General features: G+C 70.0%; 20 protein-coding genes and 4 tRNA genes. 9 read left to right on the forward strand and 15 right to left on the reverse strand.

The window, feature by feature from the left end:
* Position 1 precedes the first annotated feature (1 nt).
* From PV682_RS28610 to PV682_RS28620, 3 genes are all read right to left on the reverse strand, one after another.
* The gene (locus tag PV682_RS28610) at positions 2-2,110 is read right to left on the reverse strand and encodes a DEAD/DEAH box helicase (protein WP_319734686.1); all 2,109 of its coding nucleotides are present in this window, start codon (positions 2,108-2,110) and stop codon (positions 2-4) included.
* A gap of 200 nt (positions 2,111-2,310) precedes the next feature.
* Positions 2,311-2,787, reverse strand: a complete 477-nt coding sequence (locus PV682_RS28615) for a hypothetical protein (RefSeq protein WP_319734687.1) — start codon at positions 2,785-2,787, stop codon at positions 2,311-2,313.
* Between the two features lie 72 nt (positions 2,788-2,859).
* Positions 2,860-3,210: a metallopeptidase family protein gene (locus PV682_RS28620; protein WP_055723322.1), complete on the reverse strand. Its 351-nt coding sequence runs from the start codon at positions 3,208-3,210 to the stop codon at positions 2,860-2,862.
* A 56-nt stretch (positions 3,211-3,266) separates the two neighbouring features.
* On the opposite strand from PV682_RS28620, the gene PV682_RS28625 reads away from it, so the two are divergent.
* The 4 genes from PV682_RS28625 (at position 3,267) to PV682_RS28640 (ending at position 5,066) form a co-directional block, all read left to right on the forward strand.
* Positions 3,267-4,700, forward strand: coding sequence for a metallophosphoesterase family protein (locus PV682_RS28625; protein ID WP_319734688.1), 1,434 nt, complete (start codon positions 3,267-3,269; stop codon positions 4,698-4,700).
* An 81-nt stretch (positions 4,701-4,781) separates the two neighbouring features.
* Positions 4,782-4,854, forward strand: a tRNA-Glu gene (locus PV682_RS28630).
* Positions 4,855-4,890: 36 nt separating this feature from the next.
* Positions 4,891-4,965: transfer RNA gene (locus PV682_RS28635), tRNA-Asp, on the forward strand.
* Between the two features lie 27 nt (positions 4,966-4,992).
* Positions 4,993-5,066: transfer RNA gene (locus PV682_RS28640), tRNA-Phe, on the forward strand.
* Positions 5,067-5,116: 50 nt separating this feature from the next.
* Here PV682_RS28640 and PV682_RS28645 read toward each other — a convergent pair.
* Positions 5,117-6,700 (reverse strand): P-loop NTPase family protein, encoded by a 1,584-nt coding sequence (locus PV682_RS28645; protein WP_319734689.1) that lies wholly within the window; start codon positions 6,698-6,700, stop codon positions 5,117-5,119.
* A gap of 109 nt (positions 6,701-6,809) precedes the next feature.
* Between PV682_RS28645 and hrpA the strand changes: the two genes are divergently transcribed.
* Both hrpA and PV682_RS28655 read left to right on the forward strand, forming a co-directional pair.
* The gene (hrpA, locus tag PV682_RS28650) at positions 6,810-10,781 is read left to right on the forward strand and encodes an ATP-dependent RNA helicase HrpA (RefSeq protein ID WP_319734690.1); all 3,972 of its coding nucleotides are present in this window, start codon (positions 6,810-6,812) and stop codon (positions 10,779-10,781) included.
* Positions 10,782-10,879: 98 nt separating this feature from the next.
* Positions 10,880-10,954, forward strand: a tRNA-Asp gene (locus PV682_RS28655).
* Between the two features lie 839 nt (positions 10,955-11,793).
* Here PV682_RS28655 and bldC read toward each other — a convergent pair.
* Entirely contained in the window at positions 11,794-12,000 is a 207-nt protein-coding gene (bldC, locus tag PV682_RS28660; RefSeq protein WP_003949541.1) for a developmental transcriptional regulator BldC, read from the reverse strand.
* Between the two features lie 547 nt (positions 12,001-12,547).
* Entirely contained in the window at positions 12,548-13,390 is an 843-nt protein-coding gene (locus PV682_RS28665) for a hypothetical protein (protein WP_319734691.1), read from the reverse strand.
* Positions 13,391-13,610: 220 nt separating this feature from the next.
* Here PV682_RS28665 and PV682_RS28670 point away from each other — a divergent pair, with 220 nt between their 5' ends.
* Together PV682_RS28670 and PV682_RS28675 are read left to right on the forward strand one after the other, a co-directional pair.
* The gene (locus tag PV682_RS28670) at positions 13,611-14,702 is read left to right on the forward strand and encodes a Leu/Phe/Val dehydrogenase (RefSeq protein ID WP_319734692.1); all 1,092 of its coding nucleotides are present in this window, start codon (positions 13,611-13,613) and stop codon (positions 14,700-14,702) included.
* 293 nt (positions 14,703-14,995) lie between these two features.
* Positions 14,996-15,259, forward strand: coding sequence for a DUF3073 domain-containing protein (locus tag PV682_RS28675; protein ID WP_055723995.1), 264 nt, complete (start codon positions 14,996-14,998; stop codon positions 15,257-15,259).
* 88 nt (positions 15,260-15,347) lie between these two features.
* Here the strand turns inward: PV682_RS28675 and purM are convergent, their stop codons facing one another.
* The 6 genes from purM to PV682_RS28705 all read right to left on the reverse strand — a co-directional run bounded on the left by purM (position 15,348) and on the right by PV682_RS28705 (position 21,788).
* Entirely contained in the window at positions 15,348-16,415 is a 1,068-nt protein-coding gene (gene purM / locus PV682_RS28680) for a phosphoribosylformylglycinamidine cyclo-ligase (protein WP_319734693.1), read from the reverse strand.
* 45 nt (positions 16,416-16,460) lie between these two features.
* Positions 16,461-17,990 carry an amidophosphoribosyltransferase gene (gene purF / locus PV682_RS28685; protein WP_319734694.1) on the reverse strand — a complete coding sequence of 510 codons (1,530 nt, stop codon included), beginning with the start codon at positions 17,988-17,990 and terminating at the stop codon, positions 16,461-16,463.
* A 165-nt stretch (positions 17,991-18,155) separates the two neighbouring features.
* A complete protein-coding gene (locus PV682_RS28690) occupies positions 18,156-18,938 on the reverse strand; it encodes a maleylpyruvate isomerase family mycothiol-dependent enzyme (RefSeq protein ID WP_319734695.1) in 783 nt (260 codons plus the stop codon).
* A gap of 26 nt (positions 18,939-18,964) precedes the next feature.
* Positions 18,965-19,609, reverse strand: a complete 645-nt coding sequence (locus tag PV682_RS28695; protein ID WP_319734696.1) for a hypothetical protein — start codon at positions 19,607-19,609, stop codon at positions 18,965-18,967.
* 3 nt (positions 19,610-19,612) lie between these two features.
* Entirely contained in the window at positions 19,613-20,515 is a 903-nt protein-coding gene (locus PV682_RS28700; RefSeq protein WP_319734697.1) for an RpnC/YadD family protein, read from the reverse strand.
* Between the two features lie 124 nt (positions 20,516-20,639).
* Entirely contained in the window at positions 20,640-21,788 is a 1,149-nt protein-coding gene (locus PV682_RS28705; RefSeq protein WP_319734698.1) for an alpha/beta hydrolase family protein, read from the reverse strand.
* A gap of 206 nt (positions 21,789-21,994) precedes the next feature.
* On the opposite strand from PV682_RS28705, the gene PV682_RS28710 reads away from it, so the two are divergent.
* Positions 21,995-22,468, forward strand: a complete 474-nt coding sequence (locus PV682_RS28710; protein WP_319734699.1) for a hypothetical protein — start codon at positions 21,995-21,997, stop codon at positions 22,466-22,468.
* Between the two features lie 56 nt (positions 22,469-22,524).
* Here PV682_RS28710 and purL read toward each other — a convergent pair whose 3' ends face one another.
* The 3 genes from purL to purS are packed head-to-tail and all read right to left on the reverse strand — an operon-like array spanning position 22,525 to position 25,720.
* A complete protein-coding gene (gene purL / locus PV682_RS28715) occupies positions 22,525-24,783 on the reverse strand; it encodes a phosphoribosylformylglycinamidine synthase subunit PurL (RefSeq protein WP_319734700.1) in 2,259 nt (752 codons plus the stop codon).
* A complete protein-coding gene (gene purQ, locus PV682_RS28720) occupies positions 24,780-25,460 on the reverse strand; it encodes a phosphoribosylformylglycinamidine synthase subunit PurQ (protein WP_055722734.1) in 681 nt (226 codons plus the stop codon). The genes purL and purQ overlap by 4 nt, the downstream gene beginning before the upstream one ends.
* Positions 25,457-25,720, reverse strand: a complete 264-nt coding sequence (gene purS / locus PV682_RS28725) for a phosphoribosylformylglycinamidine synthase subunit PurS (protein ID WP_015659417.1) — start codon at positions 25,718-25,720, stop codon at positions 25,457-25,459. Before purS ends, purQ begins: the two co-directional genes overlap by 4 nt.
* Positions 25,721-25,754 lie beyond the last annotated feature (34 nt).

Here is a 25,754-nt window from a genome sequence, read left to right on the forward strand (position 1 = left end):
CTCAGCCGTTGCGCTTCCAGCGCGGCTTGTCGTCGCGGCGGAAGGAGGACGAACCCGTGCCCGAACCCCGGTGGTCGTCGCGGCGGAAGGACGGGCGGTCGTGGCCGCCGGAGCGGAAGCCGGGACGGTCGTCGCGGCGGTCGCGGTTGAAGGGACGGTCGCTGCCGCGGTGACCGGAGCGGTCGTCGCGACGGAAGCCACCGCGGTCGTTGTCGCGGCGCTCGAAGCCGCCACGGTCGTTGTCGCGGCGCTCGAAGCCCGGACGGTCGTTGTCACGGCGCTCGAAGCCACGGCCACCACGGTCGTCACGCCGGTCGCGGTTGAAGGGGCGGTCGTCGCGACGGAAGCCGCCACGCTCGCCGTCACGGCGCTCGAAGCCCGGACGGTCGTTGTCACGCCGCTCGAAGCCACGGCCACCACGGTCGTCACGCCGGTCACCGCGGTCGCGGTTGAACGGGCGGTCGTCGCGACGGAACCCGCCGCGGTCGTTGTCACGCCGCTCGAAGCCACGGCCACCACGGTCGTCACGCCGGTCGCCCCGGTCGTCGCGCCGGAACTCGCGCCGCTCGGCGGCGACCTCCGCAGCCGCCGCCTCCTCGACGGCGGCCTGCACCTCGGCGACGGCCTGCTCCTGCGCCTCGGCGACAGCGGCCTCGGGGTCCTCGCCACGGTCGCGGGCGACGCGGGCGACGAGCCGGTCGGCCTCGTCCCGCAGCTCGGCGGCACGCTTCTGCGCCCGCTCCAGCTGCTTGGTGAGCTGCACGACCTCCCGCTCGGCCTGCTGAGCGGCGTTGCCCGCCGACTCGGCCTGCACCTCGGTCATCGACCGGGCGCCGGTGATCTCCGCGACCTCGGGCTCGAACGCCGACCCGCCCTGGATGATGTGCCGCCCGGCGTCGACGCCCGCGTCCTCCATGAGCCGGAAGATCTGGCGCCGCTGGTGCGGGAGCGAGAGCGATACGACGGTGCCGGTGCGGCCCGCGCGAGCGGTACGGCCGGCCCGGTGCAGGTAGTCCTTGTGGTCGCCGGCGGGGTCGACGTTCAGGACGAGGTCGATGCCGTCGACGTGAATGCCGCGCGCGGCGACGTCGGTGGCGACGAGGACGTTGACGTACCCGTCCTTGAAGTCGGCCAGGGTGCGCGTACGGGCGCCCTGGGTCATGCCGCCGTGCAGCGCGTCCGCCTTCACGCCGGACTCGCGCAGCTGCTCGGCGACGCGGTCGGCGCCGAGCTGGGTGCGGACGAAGATGATCGTGCGGCCCTTGCGGGAGGCGATCGCGGCGGTGACCGGCGCCTTGTCCTTGGGCTTCACGATGAGGATGTGGTGCGACATGGTCGTGACGTTGCCCTGGGCGCTGTCGACCTCGTGCGTGACCGGGTCGCTCAGGTAGCGCTTGACCAGCGTGGAGATCTCGTTCTCCATCGTCGCGGAGAACAGCATGCGCTGCCCGCCCGCCGGGACCTGGTCGAGGAGCTCGGTGACCTCGGGCAGGAAGCCCAGGTCGGACATCTGGTCGGCCTCGTCGAGGACGGCGACCTCGACGTCCTCCAGGGAGCAGGCGCCGCGGTTGATGATGTCGCGCAGGCGGCCCGGGGTGGCGACGAGGATGTCGACGCCGCGCTCCAGGGCGTAGATCTGGTTGCCCATCGACGTACCGCCGCAGACGACCTTCATCTTCAGGCCGACGACGTCGCCGTACGGCTGGAGCGCGTCCGCGACCTGCATCGCGAGCTCGCGGGTCGGGGTGAGGATGACGGCGCGCGGGCGCTTCTTCTCGGTCCGGCCGCCGGCCAGGCGCGCGAGCGTCGGGAGGCCGAAGGAGAGGGTCTTGCCGGAGCCGGTGCGGCCCCGGCCGAGGATGTCCTTGCCGTCCAGCGCGTCCGGGATGGTCGCGGCCTGGATCGGGAAGGGGGTCGTGACGCCGTTCTGCGCGAGCTTGCGCACGACGCCCTCGGGGAGACCGAGGTCGGCGAAGGTGGTCTCGGGAGCCTCGTCGGAGACGGGGGCCTCAACGGCCTCGACGGCCTCGGCGGCCTCGGCGGCCTCCGCGATCTCTTCGGACTCGACGACGACCGACTCGACGACCTGATCAGAACTGGAAATGGACATGCGTATGCGAAACCTTCCGGAGTCTCGTCGGCACGCGCCCGTCAACTCCGTGATTTCTGCAATACGACCGCCTCTATGCGGTCCGCCACGGCTGGGGAGAGTACGCGCCACACGGCGCGCTCTGCGTTGGCGCCGGGCAAATGGGATCAAACGATCTACCACCATACGCACCTCACCCCCCACTAGGCAAATCCCGCAGGTCAGCCCCCGGGCGCGGGCTCCTGCGCGGACGGCGACGGCTCCACCGGAGACGGCTCCGGCGAGGACGACGGCGGCTCCGGGGACGGCGTCGGCGGCTCCGGCGACTGCTGCGGCGGCTCCGGTACGGCCGACCGGGTCGGCGTCGGCCTGCCAGGCCCCGGCTTCCCCGGCTTCGGCGCGGGCGCGGACGGCGAGGCGCTCGCGGAGAGGGACGCGGACGGGGTCGCCGAGGGGGCGCCGGAGTGGTCCCCGTCGCGCGCGCCCTTGTCGTCGCCCCGGTGCGTCGAGCCGTTCACGTACCGGCCCTCCCCCGCCTTCCCGCCGTCCGGCGCCGCGCCCCCCGGCTGACCCGCCGACTGCGACGGCTTCGCGGCGCCCGCGCCGTCGGCGTCGTCCCCCACGCTCATGCAGCCGGAGGCGGCGGCGACGGCCAGCACCGAGGCGGCCAGCCGGACGGAAAGGGAACAGGAGCGCACGGGAGCCTCCGGGTGAGGAGTGGGAAGTCACCCCTCCCAACTCCCGCCGCACTCAAGAGGACACGCGTCCGGTCACCCGTACCCCAGCGCGTGCAGCCGCTCGTCGTCGATGCCGAAGTGGTGGGCGATCTCGTGGACGACGGTCACCTCGGTCTCCGCGACGACCTCCTCCCGCGTCTCGCACATGCGCAGCGTCGGCCCCCGGTAGATCGTGATCCGGTCCGGCAGGACACCGGCGTACCACTCCCCCCGGTCGGTCAGCGGCGTGCCCTCGTACAGGCCGAGCAACTCCGGGTCGTCGGCGGGTGGTTCGTCCTCCACGAACACCGCCACGTTGTCCATGAGCCGCGTCAGCTCCGGGGGGATCCGGTCGAGCGCCTCGGCGACCAGTTCCTCGAACTCCTCGCGCGTCATCTCCAGCACACGCCCATTGTCCGGCACCGCACATATCCGCACACGCCCCCGGGCATACGGCTCCAATGGTCCGTCTCCGGGAGTCCCTGATCCGCTGGCGCGGTGCCCTCGCCATGGTCACCGTGGTCGTCGTCGGCGCCTGGCTGGGTCTGCTGGTCGTCGGCGACGTCCGTACGTCGGTCGGCCCGATGGACACGACGATGACGCTGCGGCCGTCCCTCACCGGCGGCACGAAGATCAACGTCTCCCCGCTCGGCGCGCTCTCCCTCGACACCCACACCGCGCCCGTCCGCCTCGACGTCAACGTCGACCAGCTCGACCCCGTCCGCTCCCAGGCCCTCGTCGACCACCCCGAACGCCTCTCCGGACTCCAGGACGAGGTGGCCCGCGACGTCTCCCACGGCACGCTCGACCTCGCCGTACGCTCCTGCGCCGCGGTCGTGACGGGGGCGACGGCGCTGGGGCTCGCGGTGTACCGCCGCCCGCGCAAGGCGCTGCTGGCCGGGGGCCTCGCCCTCTCCCTGCTGACCGCCTCGGGCGCCACCGCCGCCGCCACCTTCAACCCCGAGTCGGTCCTGGAACCCCGCTTCTCCGGCCTCCTCTCCTCCGCCCCCTCCCTCGTCGGCGACGCCCGCGGCATCGTCACCGACTTCGACGTCTACCAGCAGGAACTCGCCCGGCTCGTGACGAACGTGACCAAGCTGTACGACGTCACCTCGACGCTGCCCGTGTACCGGCCCGACCCCACGACCGTCCGCGTCCTGCACGTCTCCGACATCCACCTCAACCCCGCGAGCTGGAAGATCATCGCGACGCTCGTCGAGCAGTACGAGGTGAACGTCATCGTCGACTCCGGCGACACGATGGACCACGGGTCGGCCGCCGAGAACCCCTTCCTGGACCCCATCCCCGACCTGGGCGCGCCGTACGTCTGGGTGCGCGGCAACCACGACTCCCTCGTCACCCAGCGGTACCTGGAGCGGATGCGCGACGTGCACGTCCTGGACGACGGGCGCGCCGTCACCCTCGCCGGGCTGCGGTTCGCCGGCATGGGCGATCCCCAGTTCACGCCGGACCGGTCGGCGGTCCGGCAGAAGGGCGTCCAGGAGGCCGCCGGGCGGCGGCTCGCGGGCGCGCTGCGGCTGGGGCCGCCGGCCGACGTCGCGATCGTCCACGAGCCGTCCGCCGCGCGCGAGGTCGACGGGGCCGTCCCCCTCGTCCTGTCCGGGCACCTCCATCACCGGGAGACCGAGGTCATGAAGAAGGGCACGCGGCTGCGCGTCGAAGGGTCCACCGGAGGCAGCGGGCTGCGTGCCGTCGAAGGCAAGTACCCCGACCCCATCGAGGCGTCCATCCTCTACTTCGACCGCGACAGCCGGCGGCTCCAGGCGTGGGACGAGATCAAGCTGGGCGGGCTGGGGGAGACGACGGCGGAGGTCAGCCGCCACCTCGCCGACGACAACCGCCGCGGCGCGACCCCCTCGCCCTCCCCCTCGTAATCCGTTTTGGCGATCCCCCCCGCCATCCCATATGCTTCAGACGTCCCCGACGCGCTGACAAAGCGCCCAGGCGGGCCGATAGCCCTCATCGTCTAGCGGCCTAGGACGCCGCCCTTTCAAGGCGGTAGCACGGGTTCGAATCCCGTTGGGGGCACGCAACACCCTGTGCGACACTGTTCGCACAACGCAAGGTCCTGTGGAGCAGTTTGGAGTGCTCGCCACCCTGTCAAGGTGGAGGCCGCGGGTTCAAATCCCGTCAGGACCGCTGGAGTTCCCCTCGTTGGAACTCCTCGGCTGGGTAGCTCAGTTGGTACGAGCGACCGCCTGAAAAGCGGTAGGTCGCCGGTTCGACCCCGGCCCCAGCCACAGCACAGGCCCCGATCTCCGGATCGGGGCCTTGTTGTATCCCCCAGCCCTCAGGCCCGCAGCAGGGTGACCGTACGTCCAGAGGGCGTCGTCGCTTCCGAGAAGGCCGTGCGCTCGTGCACCGGGGCCGCCTGTGAGCGGGTGTCGAAGACGACGAGGGTGCCTGTGGGCAGCTCCGTGCGGTCGAGGTAGTCGTCCAACTGCGCCAGCCCATCCGCCAGCGGGTCGATACGGCCCTCGCGCCAGACCTTCAGCTCCAGCGCCGCGCGCTGCACCGCCCGGGACCCGTCGGCCTCGGTGTACGGCTGACGGATCAGCAGGTCGATCCGTCGGCGCCCCACGCCGTACTCCCGGTCGATGAAGCCCGCGCCGTTCACGATGCGGTGCAGGTACGCCATCATGACCAGCTGCGCGGCGGCCTCGGGGTAGGTCGACGTCGTGGCCAGGATCTCGCCGTTCTCCCGCCAGAACGCGGCGAAGGAGCGGAGCAGCTTGTCCAGGTCGATGCGGCCGTCGGGGAGGCGGAAGCTGCTGGGGGTGTCGGTGACGACCGACTCCGTCCTGATGCCCAGAACGCGGACGATGACTTCCTTGTAGATCGGGTTGGCCACCCGCACCGGTGAGTTCGGGGCGATCAGGCCCAGATCACGGACATAGGTCATATCGTCGGCGTAGGTATCGGCCTCCTCCGGCAGCTCCCCGGCGATCAGCGGCTCGATCACCCGTCGCACCCGGTCCTCACCCAAACGGGCGACCAGCGAGTCCAGATGCGTCGCCCGCGCCAGGATCAGCCGCTCCTTCGCCTCGTCCACATGCTCGGCCGTGATCGGCGTGTCCTGAGGGACCCGCATCCGCCTGACGATCTCGTACCCCAGCGCGTTGACCAGCCAGGGCTGGCCCTGGGTGTAGCAGAAGGCTCGCTCCAGCGCCTCGGCCGTGAACTCCTGGCCGGTCTCGGCGGTGTGCTGCCCGTACAGCGAACGCACCTCGGCCTCGCTGAAGTCACCCAGCCGCAGCGAAGCGACCTTGATGTTGAACGGGCTCGACGTGCCAAGACGCCTCGGATCCCCACCCGAGGCCGCCTTGTAGTCGCGCACGTCCCGCAGCCCGCACAACACCACCGCATGCGGGAACTGGTCGCGCCCATCCGTGTACCCGTCCCGCAACTGGCGGAGCACGCTGCGCAGACTCTCCCCCTGCAACGCGTCGATCTCGTCGAAGAACAGTGCCAGCGGACGCGGGCAGCTCCGCGCCCACTCCGCCAGCCCTCGCACGAGCCTGGCCCCGGGCACGTCATCCGGCCATGGGTTCGGCGGCGCCAGCTCGTCCGGCAGTCCGGCCCACTCGGCGGCCCTCCGGATCGCGCCCAGGATGAGCAACTCCGCCTGCTCGTAATCGTCTCCCGTCACTTCGGCCGTCTCGCAGGAGAACCGCAGCGCCACATACTCTCCCGAGGCCGTCAGATCGTGGGCCATCGACGCCAGCGCCGTCGTCTTCCCGGTCTGTCGAGGCGCGTGCACCACGAAGTACCGGCCCTCCTCCACAAGCTCATGGGCCAGCGGCAGTCGTTCCTGTGCGGCCAGCATGTAGTGCCGTGTGGGGAGGCAAGGCCCGGTCGTGTTGAAGTAGCGCATGCCTCGCACGCTAGCCGACCCCACTGACAACCGGAGGGGACAGCCTCCAGGGCTCCCCGGGCAAAAGGGTTCGCCAGTATTTTCCCCGGGATGAGATCCTGGGGAGCGTATGTCTACGCAGCCTGCCCCCGCCCTCGGGAATCTCGCTTCCCGCCTCGTCGAGCTGTCGTTGCGCGATGCGCAGCGGCTCGGTCGGCGGTTGGAGGGTGCGCGGAAGATCCGGAAGCCGGAGGCGCGGGCCGCGGTGCTCGCCGAGATCGGGGAGGAGGTGGAGCGGTGTGCCGAGCGGATGAGGGTGAGGGCCGGGCGGGTGCCCGCCGTCTCCTATCCCGAGCAGCTTCCGGTCAGCCAGAAGAAGGACGACATCGCGGAGGCGATCCGCGATCATCAGGTCGTTATTGTCGCGGGGGAGACGGGGTCCGGTAAGACCACCCAGATCCCCAAGATCTGCCTGGAGCTCGGGCGCGGTGTGCGCGGCATGATCGGGCACACGCAGCCGAGGAGGATCGCCGCGCGGACGGTCGCGGAGCGCGTCGCCGAGGAACTGCGTACGCCGCTCGGCGAGGCCGTCGGCTGGAAGGTGCGGTTCACCGACCAGGTCGACCCGGACGCGACGTTCGTGAAGCTGATGACGGACGGCATCCTGCTCGCGGAGATCCAGACGGACCGCGAGCTGCGCGCCTACGACACGATCATCATCGACGAGGCGCACGAGCGGTCGCTGAACATCGACTTCCTGCTCGGCTACCTCGCGCAGCTCCTGCCCAGACGCCCCGACCTCAAGGTCGTCATCACCTCCGCGACGATCGACCCCGAGCGCTTCTCCCGCCACTTCGGGGACGCCCCGATCATCGAGGTGAGCGGCCGGACGTACCCGGTGGAGGTCCGCTACCGGCCCCTGCTGGAGGAGGACGGCGAAGACTCCGACCGCGACCAGATCACCGCGATCTGCGACGCCGTGGAGGAGCTCCAGGGCGAGGGCCCGGGCGACATCCTCGTCTTCCTCTCCGGCGAGCGGGAGATCCGGGACACGGCGGACGCGCTGGAGAAGAAGAAGTACCGCTTCACCGAGGTCCTCCCCCTCTACGCCCGCCTCTCCCACGCCGAGCAGCACCGCGTCTTCCAGCCCCACACCGGCCGCAGGATCGTTCTGGCGACGAACGTCGCGGAGACCTCGCTGACGGTCCCCGGCATCAAGTACGTCATCGACCCGGGCTTCGCGAGGATCAGCCGCTACAGCCACCGTACGAAGGTGCAGCGACTGCCGATCGAGCCGGTCAGCCAGGCGAGCGCGAACCAGCGCAAGGGCCGCTGCGGCCGTACGAGCGACGGTGTCTGCATCCGGCTGTACAGCGAGGACGACTTCCTGACCCGCCCGGAGTTCACGGACGCGGAGATCCTGCGGACGAACCTCGCCTCGGTCATCCTCCAGATGACGGCGGCCGGGCTCGGGGACATCGAGAAGTTCCCGTTCATCGACCCGCCGGACCACCGCAACATCCGCGACGGCGTCCAACTCCTGCAAGAACTCAACGCGTTGGACCCGGCGCAGAAGGACCCACGAGGCCGGCTCACGCAGGTCGGCCGCAAGCTCGCGCAGCTCCCCGTCGACCCGCGGCTCGCCCGCATGGTCCTGGAGGCCGACAAGAACGGCTGCGCCCGCGAGGTCATGGTGATAGCCGCCGCGCTGTCCATCCAGGACCCGCGCGAGCGCCCCTCGGACAAGCAGGCGCAGGCGGACCAGCAGCACGCCCGCTTCAAGGACGAGACCAGCGACTTCCTGGCGTTCCTGAACCTGTGGCGGTACATCAGGGAGCAGCAGCGCGAGCGGGGCTCCAGCTCCTTCCGCCGGATGTGCAAACAGGAGTACCTGAACTTCCTGCGCATCCGCGAGTGGCAGGACATCTACACCCAACTCCGTACGGTGGCCAAGCAGATGGGCATCCATCTGAACGAGCAGGACGCCGACGCGGACCGCATCCACGTCTCCCTGCTCGCCGGGCTCCTCTCCCACGTCGGGATGAAGGACGTGAAGGAGAACAAGGAGCAGTCCCCCCGGAAGGACGGCGGCCGGAACGAGTATCTCGGCGCCCGCAACGCGAAGTTCGCGATCTTCCCGGGTTCGGCCCTCTTCCGGAAGCCGCCGCAGTTCGTGATGTCGGCGGAGCTGGTGGAGACCTCCCGCCTGTGGGCCCGCGTCAACGCCCGCATCCAGCCCGAGTGGGTCGAACCCCTCGCCGAGCACCTCCTGAAGCGGACGTACTCCGAACCGCACTGGGAGAAGGACCAGGCGGCGGTGATGGCGTACGAGAAGGTCACGCTGTACGGCGTACCGATCGTCGCGCAGCGGAAGGTCAACTACGGCCGGGTGGACGCGGAGGTCAGCCGCGAGCTGTTCATCCGCAACGCGCTGGTCGAGGGGGACTGGCGTACGCACCACAAGTTCTTCGCCGACAACAGGAAGCTGCTCAGCGAGGTCGAGGAACTCGAGCACCGCGCCCGGCGGCGGGACATCGTCGTCGACGACGACACGCTCTTCGACTTCTACGACCAGCGGGTGCCCGAACACGTCGTGTCCGGCGCCCACTTCGACTCCTGGTGGAAGCACAAGCGGCACGAGCAGCCCGAATTCCTGGACTTCGAGCGGGAGATGCTCATCCGGGAGTCCGCGGAGGCGGTCACCAAGGCGGACTATCCCGACAGTTGGCGCCAGGGCCAGCTCAAGTTCCGTGTCACGTACCAGTTCGAGCCGGGCGCGGACGCGGACGGGGTGACAGTGCACGTCCCGCTCCAGGTCCTGAACCAGGTCACGGACGACGGGTTCGACTGGCAGATCCCGGGCCTGCGCGAGGAGTTGGTGACGGAGCTGATCCGTTCCCTGCCGAAGCCGATCCGGCGGAACTACGTGCCGGCGCCGAACTTCGCAAAACGCTTCCTGGATACGGTAGTTCCGGTGCAGGAGCCCCTGACCACCGCCATGGCGCGGGAGTTGAAGCGCATGGTCGGCGTCCCCTTCGAGGCGGACGACTTCGACTGGTCCCGCGTCCCCGAGCACCTGCGGATCACGTTCCGGATCGTCGACGAGCGGCGGCGAAAGCTCGCCGAGGACAAGGACCTTGAGGCGCTGCGCCTCCAACTCAAGCCGAAGGCGCGGCAGGCGCTGTCCAAGGTCGCCGCGGCCACCGCCGAACGCGAGGGCGGTGAGTCCCTCGAACGCACGGGCCTCACCGACTGGACGATCGGCTCCCTCAGCCGGGTCTTCGAGACGCGGCGCGCAGGGCAGCCCGTCAAGGCGTACCCGGCGCTGGTCGACGACGGGGACACCGTCTCCGTACGGCTCTTCGACACGGAGGCCGAGCAGCAGGCGGCGATGTGGAAGGGCACGCGGCGGCTGATCCTGCGCAATATTCCGGTCAACCCCGCAAAGTTCGCTTCCGAGAAGCTGACCAACGCGCAGAAGCTCGCGCTGTCGGCGAATCCGCACGGTTCGATCCAGGCGCTGTTCGACGACTGCGCGATGGCCGCCGCCGACAAGCTGATCGGGGACTTCGGGGGGCCCGCCTGGGACGAGTCGTCGTACCGGAAGCTGTACGACAAGGCGCGGGCGGAGATCGTCGACACGACCGTGCGGACGGTCGGCGCGGTCCAGCAGGTCCTCGCCGCCTGGCAGGCCGCCGAGCGGCGCCTCAAGGACGTACGCAGCCCGGCGCTGCTCGCGAACCTCGCGGACGTGCGGGCGCAGCTCGATGCCCTTGTGCGGCCCGGGTTCGTCACGCAGGCCGGCATCCGGCGGCTCTCCGACCTGATGCGGTACCTGGTCGCGGTGGACCGCCGGCTCCAGCAGATGCCGGCCAACGCCCAGCGGGACACCACCCGCATGGAGAAGGTCCACGAGATGCGGGACGAGTACGCGTGGCTCCTCGAGCAGCTCCCCGCGGGCCGTCCGGTTCCCGCCTCGGTCCTGGACATCCGCTGGATGATCGAGGAGCTGCGGGTGAGCTACTTCGCGCACGCGCTGGGCACGGCGTACCCCATCTCCGACAAGCGGATCGTGAAGGCGATCGACGCGGAAGCCCCGTGACGAACCCCTGACGCAGAGTGAGTTCGACCTGACCACTCCCCCTCCTGTACAGTCCTTCTCGCAGCCAGGGAAACCAACTCCCCAGCCGCACAAAGCAAGGTCCTGTGGAGCAGTTTGGAGTGCTCGCCACCCTGTCAAGGTGGAGGCCGCGGGTTCAAATCCCGTCAGGACCGCATCGCGAAGAGGCCCGCGCCCAACCAGGGGTGCGGGCCTTCTGCTTACCCGCTCGCCACCCTGCCAAGGCGGAGGCCGCGCCCGCGGCGGAGCCGCCATCAGACACAGCAAATCCCGTCAGGACCGCATCTCGAAGTGGCCCGCACCCATCCAGGGTGGCGGGTCCTTTTCGTGTGAGGTGCTCCTCTCCGCGCCCCCCTCGAAGCCGGGGCTTCACCTGCCGTCACAGCGGCCTCCGCGCCCCGCCCCGGGACTTTCTGCCTACCCGTCAAGATCGGCGCCTCACGCGGCCGTTGAGGGCTTCCGGGGTGCCCTCGGGGCGTTCTCCTCCACTCCTCCCCATCTGGAGGGAACCCCGGCCCTCAGGGGCGCGTCCCTTGGGGCAGTCCTGGGTAGACATGCAGGGGAGGGGAAGTTCCTTACGGGAAGCGGGGGTTGGGGGCAAGAGGGTGGGGGTGTGATGGGTGTCACCGGGATTGTTTCCCGGAGTGGGGTTCTTACCCGTCTCCTACAAGGGGTCAATTTAATATGTGCAATTGCACCGGTCCGGGGGACTCCGCGCGGGGCGATGCGACAGAGCCGCTCAGGGGGCGACAAGGTCGCTCACACGGGGAGCCGGCAGGCGGCGCGAGGCGCACAAAAAAGATCGCGCTGGACTCGGCGGAGCCCAGCGCGATCGACGACACACCCGTGAGGGTCAGGGGCCTGTTGGGGCAGGGCCCGCGCCGTGTGGAGCTGTGATGCGGTGAAACGGTGTTACGGCAAAGCGGTCATGCGGTGAAACAGGTGGACATCACGGCTGATGGGGGGACCGCCGCGATGCCCGCTCAGTCGGCGGTCAGGCTTCGCTGCGCTGCTGCGGAATCCCCGCAAGCAGTGCGCGAACCTCGGCCTCGCGGTAGCGACGGTGCCCGCCGAGCGTACGGATGGACGTGAGCTTCCCGGCCTTCGCCCACCGCGTGACCGTCTTGGGGTCGACGCGGAACATGGTGGCGACCTCAGCCGGGGTCAGCAGCGGCTCAGCATCAGGGGTGCGAGCGGTCATGAGCGGCCTCCTCGGGAGAACCGAACCTTCTCGGTTCTTTCCTCTAAATTCTGCACCTTGACCCGCGTTGCCCGAAATGGGCGGACGAGGGTCGAGTCGGTTATAGGACGAACGGCTTGTCCTCGGCACTACAACTACACCATCTGTCCAGCCGCGTCGGCCAAACCGATGGAATTGCCCTCCCAGGTAGTCATCAGCCGCGGAAGCCGATGGACCATGCCATAGCGGACAGTCACACCACTGTGACGATCAGTCACGGCGGCGATCAGGAGTCACAAGACCCCCCAAAGCATGTAATGCTGAGACAGAGCCTCCCCCGGGCTCCTTGTCCTATTTTGGCACGAGGAGCGGCAAGGGATGCAAGGGCCAGTTACGTGCGGTCTGTCACGCTTGACACAAAAGCCCGGATCGGGACCAACGTCCTGTCAGTTTCCGAACCTCAGGACGAAGTACGGCAGACCGTACGCTGTTCGACAACGTTCGAGCCGTGACCTACGTCACTTTTGATGACGGATCAGTTACTTGCAACGTCCTGTTAACCGACCGGTCAGTTGGCGGACCGCAGGTCACGCACCGCGCGCCACCGCTCGACGAGCCGCCCGTACGCCTCTCCGGCGGTCTCCCCGTCCCCGCGCCTGAGCGCCTCGATCCCCTCGGCGACGTCCGCGGCGGAGTGGTCGACCTCCAGGTCCCCGGCGGCCAGGACGTGCACGAGCCCCCCGTAGTCGACCTCGACGAGCGAGCGGGGGTGGAACTCCTCCAGCCAGCGCCCGACGTCCACGAGCCCGTCGATCAGCGGCCCCTCGTCGATCGCGTCCTTGAGCGCGCGCAGACCCCGCGCGACCCGGCGCCTGGCCTGCACCATCGGGGTGCGGTAGCGCAGGGTGGGCGGCTCGTCGGCGGTGCCCTTGTCGTAGCGCCGCTCCTCGTCGGAGACCAGCAGGAACCAGTTCAGCGGCACCTGCCAGGTCGCCGTACGGATCCAGGGCCGGGCGTCCGGGTTGCGTTCGCGCCAGCGGTCGTGGTCCTGGGCCGCCTGGAGCCGGACGACCTCGGGGACGGCCGCGTCGACGACCGGCCGCGGGAGGTGCTCGTCGAGTTCGGCGAGGGCCTGCCAGCCGCGCAGCCGGGTCCGCCAGGGGCACACGCACAGCACGCCGTTCGCCTCGATGACGAACGCGTCGGTGCTCTCGTGCACCGGCACCGCGACCGGCGGGGTGGGCAGCAGGTCGGCGAGCGAGCGGCGCAGTTCGTCCTGGTACGAGGGTTTGTGCGGGCGCCGGGCGTAGCGCGCCCAGTGCTCGCGCTCCGGCTCGGGGAAGGCGGCCAGGGGCTCGTACACGCGCAGGTAGGCCGCGTACGGGACGGTCACCGAGGACACCTTGGGCACGCCTGCTCCCTCCCCAGCCGGCCGATCGGAAAACCTCCCGGAACCGGTCACGAATGAACCCGAAAGCCGTGCAAATCGTCGCACGTGCGTACTCCGCGCGGAGATGATCCCCCGCACAGCCCGTCCGGTGGCCGGAAAAGCTCTACGCTCATGCCCACAGGCCCCGCCACCTGTACGGGGCCCAGCCCCAACCGCCGCCAGTTACTTGGGAGTCACCACCGTGACCGACGTATCCAACGGCGTCCTGCACACCCTGTTCCACTCCGACCAGGGTGGTCATGAGCAAGTCGTGCTCTGCCAGGACCGCAAGACCGGCCTCAAGGCCGTCATCGCACTGCACTCCACCGCGCTGGGCCCCGGGCTCGGCGGGACCCGGTTCTATCCGTACGCCTCCGAGGAGGCGGCCGTCGCCGACGCGCTGAACCTCGCGCGCGGGATGTCGTACAAGAACGCCATGGCCGGTCTCGACCACGGCGGCGGGAAGGCCGTCATCATCGGCGACCCGCAGCGCGACAAGACCGAGGAACTCCTGCTGGCCTACGGCCGGTTCGTGGCCTCGCTCGGCGGGCGGTACGTGACGGCGTGCGATGTCGGCACGTACGTCGCGGACATGGACGTCGTCGCGCGCGAGTGCCGCTGGACGACCGGGCGTTCACCCGAGAACGGCGGCGCCGGTGACTCCTCGATCCTCACGGCGTTCGGGGTGTACCAGGGGATGCGCGCCTCCGCCGAGCACCTGTGGGGCGACCCGTCCCTGGCCGGCCGCCGCGTCGGCATCGCCGGGGTCGGCAAGGTCGGCCACCACCTCGTCGGCCACCTCCTGGAGGAGGGCGCCGAGGTCGTGATCACGGACGTCCGCGCCGACGCCGTACGCCAGGTCCTCGACCGGCACCCGTCGGTGCGGGCCGTCGCGGACACCGCGGCGCTGATCCGCGTCGAGGGGCTCGACGTGTACGCGCCCTGCGCGCTGGGCGGGGCGCTGGACGACGAGTCGGTGCCGGTGCTGACCGCGCGCGTGGTGTGCGGCGCCGCCAACAACCAGCTCGCCCACCCCGGCGTCGAGAAGGACCTCGCCGACCGGGGGATCCTCTACGCGCCCGACTACGTCGTGAACGCGGGCGGGGTCATCCAGGTCGCCGACGAGCTGCACGGGTTCGACTTCGAGCGGTGCAAGGCGAAGGCGGCCGGCATCTACGACACGACGCTCGCCATATTTGCTCGCGCGAAGTCGGATGGGATTCCGCCGGCCGCGGCGGCCGACCGGATCGCCGAGCAGCGGATGCACGAGGGGGCTCTCGCGCGGGGGTGGTGAACGCCCCGTAGAGCTTGGTCGCGGTACCGCCGGGAGGAAAGTTGGAGAGAACTCTCACTCTTCCCGGCGGGTCGGCCGCCAATAAGTGGTTAAAATCGCCACTGACCAGCCAGGACGGCATGTCTCACCGAGGCCGGGCGCACGCGCCCGCCACGGGCGACGTACCGTATGGGTGCGGGCTCAGGTACCGTGGGAGCCCTACGGACGGCCTCTCCACGGAGAGTCCGTTCTGGATCATGAACGCGTGTCAAGACTCTGGGGCCGTCGAGCCCCGTCGTTGAGGGGGTCGAGCCATGGGGCGCGGCCGGGCCAAGGCCAAGCAAGCGAAGGTCGCCCGCCAGCTGAAGTACAACAGCGGCGGGACGGATCTCTCACGCCTGGCCGAAGAGCTGGGCGCATCGCCATCGAGTATTCCGCCGAACGCTGAGCCGTTCGAGGACGACGACGATGACGATGGGCAGGATGACCCGTACGCACGGTACGCCGAGCTGTACGGGGACGATGACGACGACGATGAGTCGCCGTCGTCCCAACACCAACATCGTCGTGGCGCGTAGGCGTTAGCTTCTGCCGTCGGCGGTTTGGCCGCACCCGACCCGGTCCGGGGATCATCGGACCGGGTTTTGTGCTGCCTTCTGGCCAAGGTCAGTTCGCGTAGTCGCCGACCAGCTCGGCGCCTGTCGTGTGCGCGCCACGCGCCTCGATCTCGCCCGCCACCCACGCCTCCACTCCCCTGTCCGCCAGGGTCGTCAGGGCCACGTCGGTCGACTCCTCGGGGACGATGGCGATCATGCCCACGCCCATGTTGAGGGTCTTCTCCAGCTCCAGGCGGTCGACCTTGCCGGTCTTGCCGACGAGGTCGAAGATCGGGGCCGGGGTCCAGGTGGAGCGGTCGACCACCGCGTGGAGGGTGTCCGGGATCACACGGGCCAGGTTGGCCGCGAGGCCGCCTCCCGTGACGTGGGAGTAGGCGTGGACGTCCGTCGTGCGGGTGAGCGCCAGGCAGTCCAGGGAGTAGATCTTGGTGGGCTCCAGGAGCTCCTCGCCGAGCGTGCGGCCGAGGTCCGCGATCTCGGCGTCCAGGGCCAGCTTCGCCTGGTCCAGGAGGACGTGGCGGACCAGGGAGTAGCCGTTGGAGTGGAGGCCGGACGCGGCCATCGCGATGACCGTGTCGCCCTCGCGGATGCGCTCCGCGCCGAGCAGGCGGTCGGCCTCCACGACGCCCGTGCCCGCGCCGGCGACGTCGAAGTCGTCCGGGCCCAGGAGCCCGGGGTGTTCGGCCGTCTCGCCGCCGACCAGGGCGCAGCCCGCCAGGACGCAGCCCTCCGCGATGCCCTTGACGATCGCGGCGACACGCTCGGGGTGGACCTTGCCGACGCAGATGTAGTCGGTCATGAAGAGCGGCTCGGCGCCGCACACCACGATGTCGTCCATGACCATCGCGACCAGGTCGTGGCCGATCGTGTCGTACACGCCGAGGCGGCGGGCGATGTCGACCTTCGTGCCGACGCCGTCCGTGGCGGAGGCGAGCAGGGGACGGCCGTACCCCTTGAGGGCGGAGGCGTCGAAGAGGCCGGCGAAGCCGCCGAGGCCGCCGAGGACCTCGGGGCGCTGGGTCTTCTTCACCCACTCCTTCATGAGTTCGACGGCGCGGTCGCCCGCCTCGATGTCGACGCCGGCCGCGGCGTAGCTGGCACCGGTGCTCTCAGACATGGTGTGACTTTCGTTTCGTCCTGCGGAGGCTTACGGCTGCGGGGGTTACGGACGACGGATCGCGTCGACGGCAGCCGGGGCGGCCGTGCCCGCCGCGAGCTCGGTCTCCAGGAGCTGCTTGCCGAGCAGTTCGGGGTCCGGGAGCTCCATCGGGTACTCGCCGTCGAAGCAGGCGCGGCAGAGGTTCGGCTTGGCGATGGTGGTCGCCTCGATCATGCCGTCGATGGAGATGTACGCCAGGGAGTCGGCGCCGAGGCTGGTGCCGATCTCGTCGACGGTCATGCCGTTGGCGATGAGCTCGGCGCGGGTCGCGAAGTCGATGCCGAAGAAGCAGGGCCACTTGACCGGCGGGGAGGAGATCCGGATGTGGACCTCGGCGGCGCCGGCCTCGCGGAGCATCCGGACCAGGGCGCGCTGGGTGTTGCCGCGCACGATCGAGTCGTCCACGACGACCAGGCGCTTGCCCTTGATGACGTCCTTGAGCGGGTTCAGCTTGAGGCGGATGCCGAGCTGGCGGATGGTCTGCGAGGGCTGGATGAAGGTCCGGCCGACGTAGGCGTTCTTGACGAGGCCGTTGCCGAAGGGGATGCCGGACGCCTCCGCGTACCCGATCGCGGCGGGGGTGCCGGACTCCGGGGTCGCTATGACGAGGTCGGCGTCCACGGGGGCCTCGGCGGCCAGTTTGCGGCCCATCTCGACGCGGGACGCGTAGACGTTCCGGCCGGCGATGTCGGTGTCGGGGCGGGCGAGGTAGACGTACTCGAAGACGCAGCCCTTGGGCTTCGCTTCCGCGAATCGGGAGGTGCGCAGGCCGTTCTCGTCGATGGCGATGAACTCGCCGGGCTCGATCTCGCGGACGAAGCTGGCGCCCGTGATGTCGAGCGCCGCGGTCTCCGAGGCGACGACCCAGCCGCGCTCCAGGCGGCCGAGGACCAGCGGGCGGATGCCCTGCGGGTCGCGGGCCGCGTAGAGGGTGTGCTGGTCCATGAACGTCAGCGAGAAGGCGCCGCGGACCTTCGGGAGCACCGCGTGCGCGGCCTCCTCGATGGTCAGGGGGGTGCCGTCCGCGTCGCGCTGGGCGGCCAGCAGGGCCGTCAGCAGGTCCGTGTCGTTCGTCGCCGCGACGCGGGGCGTCCGGCCGCCCTCCTGCTTGGGCAGGTCGGCGACCATCTCCGCGAGCTGCGCGGTGTTGACGAGGTTGCCGTTGTGGCCGAGCGCGATCGAGCCGTGCGCGGTGGCGCGGAACGTCGGCTGGGCGTTCTCCCAGGTGGAGGCGCCTGTCGTCGAGTAGCGGGCGTGACCGACCGCGATATGGCCCTGGAGCGAGCCGAGGGAGGTCTCGTCGAAGACCTGGGAAACCAACCCCATGTCCTTGAAGACGAGGATCTGGGAGCCGTTGCTGACCGCGATTCCCGCGGATTCCTGGCCCCGATGCTGGAGGGCGTACAGCCCGAAGTAAGTGAGCTTGGCGACCTCTTCGCCGGGAGCCCAGACCCCGAAGACGCCGCAGGCGTCCTGGGGACCCTTCTCACCGGGGAGCAGATCATGACTGAGTCGACCGTCACCACGTGGCACGGCTCCGAGTGTAGGCGAGGCCGAGCACTGGTCCGAATTGGGGATACCGGTCAGTAGTCTCCGGAGTTTGCGTTTCCGCTGGTCAGCGGGGTGTTATCCGGATCGGTCGGTGCGGTTCGGCGTACCGGTGAGTGAGGTGTCGCACATCATTCGGGACTTTGTGGCCTACGACATCACGGGGAGGTAGGGGGTGAGGTCGGCGCGTTCGCCGCTGGCGGTGAGAGTGGCGTCGTTGAGGGCGTCCTCCCAGGTCAGGCGGCCTGTCGCCAGTCTGATCCAGGTCAGCGGGTCCGTCTCCACGACGTTCGGCGGGGTGCCCCTGGTGTGCCTGGGGCCTTGGACGGCCTGGACCACCGCGAACGGGGGCACCCGGACCTCCGTCGAACCGCCGGGGGCCTTTCCCGCGAGGGCGTCCGCGAGGAGGCGGGTGGCCGCGGCCAGCGCCTGCCGGTCGTACGGGATGTCCGTGGCCGGGAGCGCGGCGTTGAGGTCGTCCGTGTGGACGATCAGCTCCACGGTGCGGGTGACCAGGTACTCCGCGAGCGGCATCGCGCCGGCGTTCGTCTGGAGGAGCCTCGTCGCCGGGTGGGTGTCGAGCTGCTCGGCGAGGGCGCGGGCTGCTGCCGCGAGGTCGGTCTTCTGCTGGGCCAGGTTCTTGGTGAACTCGTCGATCGCCGTCGCGTTCCCGGCCGTCGCGAAGGGCCAGTCCAAGAGGGTGGCGTCCTGTTTGGGGGGTTCCGGGAGGGCGAGCGCCCTGCCCACCGCCGTGACCGCCATGCCGATGTGCGCGACCAGCTCCCGTACGGTCCAGTCGCCGAGCCTCGTGGGGCGGGCGAGGTCTCCGTCCGTGAGGGATCGGGTGGCCGTGTCGAGGTGCGCGAGCTGCGCGAGGATCGCCGTGCGGGTCTTGGTGGGGTCGTACGCGCGGGGGCGTTTCTTGGGCGGCATGGGGTGAGGTTAAGGGAGGCGCCGGGTCACCAGTCCGTGAAGTCCAGGAGGCGGGTGCAGTGGGGGTCGTCGGTGGGGGTCTGTCTCAGTGGCTCGTCCAGGAGGGGGTGCAGGGCGGCGAGGAGGGCGGTCAGCGCGCCGGTGGGGCGGATGTCCGCGGCGGTCACCTCTGTGCCGTCCTCCTCCCTGTCGACGTACAGGCGGAGGAGGTCGGGGGCGCGGAGCAGGAAGCCTCGGAGGCGGGGGTTGGGGCGGGGGGTTCCGGTGAAGGGGTGGGTGAGGGCGTACAGGGCGAGGAACGCGTCGTGGTCGCGGGCGGGGGGTGCGGGGGTGAGGTTCCAGGGGTTCACCTGGGTCAGGGGCATGCCCAGGGTCTCGCCGGTTCTCGGGGGGACGGCGGCTCCGGGGGTGTGCAGCGACCTCAGCGCGCCCCAGGCCCTCCAGGGGGACAGCCCCTCCAGGCCCGCCGCGTCGGTGAGCGGCAGCTCCCAGACGGCCAGGTGGTTCGGGGCGTAGGCGTTCCGGGGGCCCGTGGCGACGCGGACCGAGTCCGTGGGGGTGGGGAGTACGCCTCGGATGTGGTGGCCGTCGGGGAGGGGGGTGGGGAGGTGGGGGACGAGGACGCGGGTGATGGCGGACTGGGACTCGGCTGTGTGCTCGGGCGGGCGCACGGGTCAGTCGGACGTGTCTCCGGCGAAGACCTCGTCCGCTGTGGTGGCGGTGATCGCACGGTCGAACCAGCGGTTCAGGACGGCGGGGTCGGTGCAGGAGGTGATCAGGGCTCGGTCGGAGTCGGGGACGTCCACTCCACGGCGGTCCAGCAGATGCAGGACGGCTGCCGCCATGCCCTCTGCTCGACCCTGTGCCCTGCCCTGCTCCCTGCCTTCGATGCGGCCCTCCTCACGGATGCCCTCCGACAGGGGGGAGACGAAGAATGAGGTGTCGATGGCCACTAGTTCCCTCCAGAATTCGGCGTACGGGCCCTTGCCCAGGCCCTGGGCGGTGAGTTCGACGAAGTGGTCCGCCGCGTCTTCGTCGCGTTCCTGTAGGTCCTGCAAGGCGGATGAGAGTGCTTTCAGTATGGCGCGGATCTCCGGGTCACGGTGGTGGAGAATCGCGGACAGGACGGTCATCGGAATGTCCCGGGCCGCCTGTTCGCGGGTCGTGAAGACGGGGATGTTGTCCGGCCCCAGGACGATGGGGCGCAGGGTGAGCGAGTTCCATCCTTTGAGGCCGATATCGATGGGGCCCGCGGCCCACTCCGCGGTGGTGCGGTCCTCGCAGACGACCACCAGGATCGGCGGGATCCGGTACTTGGAGTAGAGGTAACTGAGGTAGTAGGCCCAGCTGGCGGGCTTGTCGGGGTCCTGCCGCCGCTGGGCCTCGACTGCGAGGAGGTAGCTCTCGCTGTCGGCGGTGTAGATGCGCAGCAGGCTGTCCACCCGCCGCTCCAGCGGATGGTTCTCGGTGAGGTCGGTCGGCATCTCCTTGCTGGTGACGACATCGGCGAACGGGATGCCGTTCGCCCGGGCGGCACGGACGAACACGCCGGGGTCCTGCTGGATGATCCGGTGCATTGCTTCATGCGGTGAACTGACCACGGCGTCCTTCATCGGTTACTCACTGTGAACGCCGTGATCGTAGGGCCGCGCCCCGCGTCGAGTCCGCCAACCGGGTGATGATCACCCGTTCGGGTGAGGCTCAGGTGTGCTGAAAGGTCACTTCCGGGTTTGCCGGGGTGGGGCCGTCGAGGAGGGGGTGGGGGACGGCGCGGAGGTGGAGGTCGAAGAAGGCGGTGAGGTAGGTGCGGGTGATGTCGCCGGAGCGGTCGCCGGGGAGGGGGAACTCCGGGTCCGTGATGCCCAGTTGGGCGGCGAGGACGGGGAGGTTGGTGAAGGTGAAGTGGCCCGCGTCTTTGACCGTCAGCCAGCGTTTCCAGCCGTCGAGGCGTTGCCAGGTGAGGTCCCAGGTCGCGTTGCCGGGGACGTGCGTGGACTCGGCGCCGAGCATCAGGAAGGGGCGGGCGCCGAGGCCGGACGGGGGTACGGCGCTGAAGAAGCCGCCGTCCAGGTTCGCGCCGGCGCGGAAGCGGGGGTCGGCGGCCATCGCGGGGACGGCGGTCGCGCCGCCGATGGAGTGGCCGGCGACGCCGATGCGGTGGGGGTCGATCATCCGGGCGTAGGAGGGGGTGGCGTGGTGTCTTCCGGTCGCCGTCAGTTCGTTCGTCACGAAGGACAGGTCCCTGGCCCGGCCCTCGGCGAACGCCGCCATCCCCGTCTCCTTGGACTTCTCGCACGCCACGCAGGGCAGGAGGCGTCCGCCGGGGAAGGTGGTGGCGACGGACTCGTACGCGTGGTCGACCGCGGCGACGACGTACCCCTGGCCGGCCAGTTCCTCCGAGAGGAGGGTCAGGGTCGTGCGCGGCAGGGTGAAGCCCGGGGAGAGGAGGATGAGGGGGAAGCGGCCGGGGGCCGGGCGGGCGTGTTCGGTCGTGTTGGTGCGGGTCGCGCTGACCGTCTCGGCGGGGATGAGGCGGTCGTATCCCTGGTTCTTCAGGAGCCGTTCGGCTTCCGGGGTGGTCATGTACGGGGCCGGGGTGCCCGTTCCGCGTCGTGCGGGGTAGTACAGCGAGACCATCAGCTCCCGTGCGCCCGCCTCCGGGACCCACGGGTCCTGGCGGGTGAGGTCGACCAGGTGGAGGGTGTCGCGGCCGATCGCGTACGGGCCTGTGGGGGACGGGAGTTGGAGCTGTGCGGTGGCGGCCCTCGCCGGGGGTGTGGTGAACAGCGTTGCGGTGAGGGCGAGTAGGAGCAGGGTGGTGCGGAGGAGGAGGGTCGTGGTTCTCGGCATGAGGGGACGCTAGGGGGAGTTGAGTGGGGTGGGAATGGGGGTGGTCGGAGGGTGGGGGTGGGGTTTGCCTGGGGTGCGGTCCCTTGCGGTCACTGCTCAAGTACCGGGGAACTGAGCGGTAATTGGCTCCGCCGGTCGGACAATGGGCCGGGAAAGGGGGCGAGTTGATGGGAGCGAGTGGGCAAGAGGCGGTCTGGGGGGAGTGTTTGCGGCTCGGGCGGTGCCTGCTGCCGCTGGAGGACGCGGACTGGTGGCGGAGGGAGAGGCGGTGGGAAGGGCTCCGGGCGAAGGGGATCGACGTGGAGTGGGGGGAGTTCGTGTTCGGGGTCCTCGCCGGGATGGTTTTTCACGCGGTGCTGCGGGACACCGTCGCGAAGGGGGCGCCCTGTTCCCTCGCGACGCTCGACGCGGTGCCTCTGCGGACCGTCTCCGACGCGGTGAACGACCGCGCCTGCTGGATGCTCCTCGCGGGCGTGCCGACCGCCTTCGCGGACGAGGCCGAGGAGAAGGCGGTCCTCACGATCCGGCTGTGCGCGTACTCCACCCGACAGCCGGCGCTCCACCTGTTCTACCTGGCCCAGCACGTGCCGCGTGCGCTGCGCACGATCACCGCACGTACGTCGGTCCCCGACCCGACCTGCGCGGATCTGCGCCGCTGGGCGGGCCTGGATACGCGCTGAGGTCCCGCCCGGAGACCGGACGGGACCTCAGTACTTGAGAGCGTCGTACCTGAGAGTTACGCCAGCAGCGCCGGGATCGTCCCCTCGTGCGCCTCGCGCAGCTCAGCCAGCGGCAGCTCGAACTCGCCCTGGAGTTCCACCGTTTCGCCGTCGACGACACCGATGCGGGTCACGGGCAGGCCGCGCGCCCCGCACATGTCGTTGAAGCGGACCTCCTCGGAGCGGGGGACGGAGACGACCGCGCGGCCCGCCGACTCGGAGAAGAGGAAGGTGAACGCGTCCAGGCCGTCGGGGACGACCAGGCGCGCGCCGATGCCGCCGAGCAGCGCCGACTCGACGACCGCCTGGATGAGCCCGCCGTCCGACAGGTCGTGCGCGGCGTCGATCATGCCGTCGCGGGACGCGGAGATGAGGATCTCGCCCAGCAGACGCTCACGCTCCAGGTCGACCTTGGGAGGCAGCCCGCCCAGGTGGTCGTGGACGACCTGGCTCCACGCCGACCCGCTGAACTCCTCGCGGGTGTCGCCGAGGAGGTAGAGGAGCTGGCCCTCTTCCTGGAAGGCGACCGGCGTGCGGCGCGCCACGTCGTCGATGACGCCCAACACCGCGACGACCGGCGTCGGGTGGATCGCCGCCTCGCCGGTCTGGTTGTACAGGGAGACGTTGCCGCCCGTGACCGGCGTCCCCAACTGCTGGCAGGCGTCGGCGAGTCCACGCACCGCCTCCGCGAACTGCCACATGACAGCGGGGTCTTCGGGCGAACCGAAGTTGAGGCAGTCGGACACCGCGAGGGGTTTCGCACCGGTCGTCGCGACGTTGCGGTACGCCTCCGCGAGCGCCAACTGGGCGCCCGCGTACGGGTCCAGCTTGGCGAAGCGGCCGTTGCCGTCCGTCGCGATGGCCACGCCGAGGCCGGTCGCCTCGTCGATGCGGATCATCCCGGAGTCCTCGGGCTGCGCCAGCACCGTGTTGCCCTGCACGAAGTGGTCGTACTGGGAGGTGATCCAGCTCTTGGACGCCTGGTTGGGAGAGGAGACCAGGCGAAGGACCTGCTCCCGCAACTCCGCCCCGCTGGAAGGCCGTTCAAGCTTCTCCGCGCCGTCCGCCTGAAGCGCGTCCTGCCAGGAGGGGCGGGCGTAGGGGCGCTCGTACACGGGGCCGTCGTGCGCGACCGTGCGCGGGTCGACGTCCACGATCTTGCCGCCGTGCCAGAAGATCTCGAGACGGTCGCCGTCCGTCACCTCGCCGATGACCGTCGCGATGACGTCCCACTTCTCGCAGATCGCGAGGAACCGGTCGACCTTCTCCGGCTCGACGACCGCGCACATGCGCTCCTGCGACTCGCTCATGAGGATTTCCTCGGGCGAGAGCGTGGAGTCGCGCAGCGGTACGTCGTCCAGGGTGACCCGCATGCCGCCGGAGCCGTTGGACGCCAACTCGCTGGTCGCGCAGGAGAGTCCGGCCGCGCCGAGGTCCTGGATGCCGACGACCAGCTTCTCGGCGAAGGCTTCGAGCGTGCACTCGATGAGCAGCTTCTCCTGGAAGGGGTCGCCGACCTGGACCGCCGGGCGCTTGGAGGGCTTGGCGTCGTCGAAGGTCTCGGACGCGAGGATGGACGCGCCGCCGATGCCGTCGCCGCCCGTGCGGGCCCCGTACAGGATGACCTTGTTGCCCGCGCCGGACGCCTTGGCGAGGTGGATGTCCTCGTGCCGCATGACGCCGATGGCACCGGCGTTGACCAGCGGGTTGCCCTGGTAGCAGGCGTCGAAGACGACCTCGCCGCCGATGTTCGGCAGGCCGAGGCAGTTGCCGTAGCCGCCGATGCCGGCGACGACGCCGGGCAGGACGCGCTTGGTGTCGGGGTGGTCGGCCGCGCCGAAGCGCAGCGGGTCGACGACCGCGACCGGGCGGGCGCCCATCGCGATGATGTCGCGGACGATGCCGCCGACACCGGTCGCCGCGCCCTGGTAGGGCTCGACGTACGAGGGGTGGTTGTGGGACTCGACCTTGAAGGTGACCGCGTAGCCCTGGCCGACGTCGACGACGCCCGCGTTCTCGCCGATGCCGACGAGCAGCGCGTCGGACTGGGGGGCCTTCTCGCCGAACTGGCGGAGGTGGACCTTGGAGGACTTGTACGAGCAGTGCTCGGACCACATGACGGAGTACATGGCGAGTTCGGCGCCGGTCGGGCGGCGGCCGAGGATCTCGACGACGCGCTCGTACTCGTCCTTCTTCAGGCCGAGTTCGGCCCAGGGCAGCTCGACGTCGGGGGTCGCGGTCGCGTGCTCGACCGTGTCCAGAGGCGTGCGGCTCATGCGTTGACCAGCTTCTTGAGGATCGAGGTGAAGAAGGGGAGGCCGTCGGTGCGGCCGGTGCCGACGAGGGGCTCGACCGCGTGTTCGGGGTGCGGCATGAGGCCCACGACGTTGCCGGCCGCGTTCGTGATGCCCGCGATGTCGCGCAGGGAGCCGTTGGGGTTCAGGTCCAGGTACCGGAACACGACCCGGCCCTCGGCCTCCAGCTCGTCGAGCGTGCGCTCGTCGGCGACGTACCGGCCGTCCATGTTCTTCAGCGGAATGTGGATCTCCTGGCCCTGCGTGTAGTCGCCGGTCCAGGCCGTTTCCGCGTTGTCCACCCGGAGTTTCTGGTCCCGGCAGATGAAGTGCAGGTGGTTGTTGCCGAGCATCGCGCCGGGCAGGAGGTGGGCCTCGGTGAGGATCTGGAAGCCGTTGCAGATGCCGAGGACCGGCATACCGGCCTTCGCCTGCTCGATGACCGTCTCCATCACCGGGGAGAAACGGGAGATCGCGCCGGCCCGGAGATAGTCGCCGTAGGAGAAACCGCCGGGAAGGACGACCGCGTCGACCTGGTGGAGGTCCTTGTCCTTGTGCCAGAGCGCGACCGGTTCGGCGCCGGCGAGGCGGATCGCGCGCTGGGTGTCGCGGTCGTCGAGACTGCCCGGGAAAGTGACGACGCCAATACGAGCGGTCACTTGGCCGCCTCCGCGACTTCTTCGACCTTGACCGTGAAGTCCTCGATCACGGTGTTGGCGAGGAAGGATTCCGCGAGATCGTGGATCCGGGCGAGGGCGGCCTCGTCCACGGGTCCGTCAACTTCCAGTTCGAATCGCTTTCCCTGGCGGACGTCCGAGATGCCTTCGAAACCCAGTCGCGGCAGTGCGCGCTGCACCGCCTGGCCCTGGGGGTCGAGGATCTCCGGCTTGAGCATGACGTCGACTACGACGCGTGCCACGGGCACTCCCGGTGGTGTGGTGCTTGGGTTCCTG

This window comes from Streptomyces niveiscabiei, assembly GCF_033794345.1.
Classification (GTDB): domain Bacteria; phylum Actinomycetota; class Actinomycetes; order Streptomycetales; family Streptomycetaceae; genus Streptomyces; species Streptomyces niveiscabiei.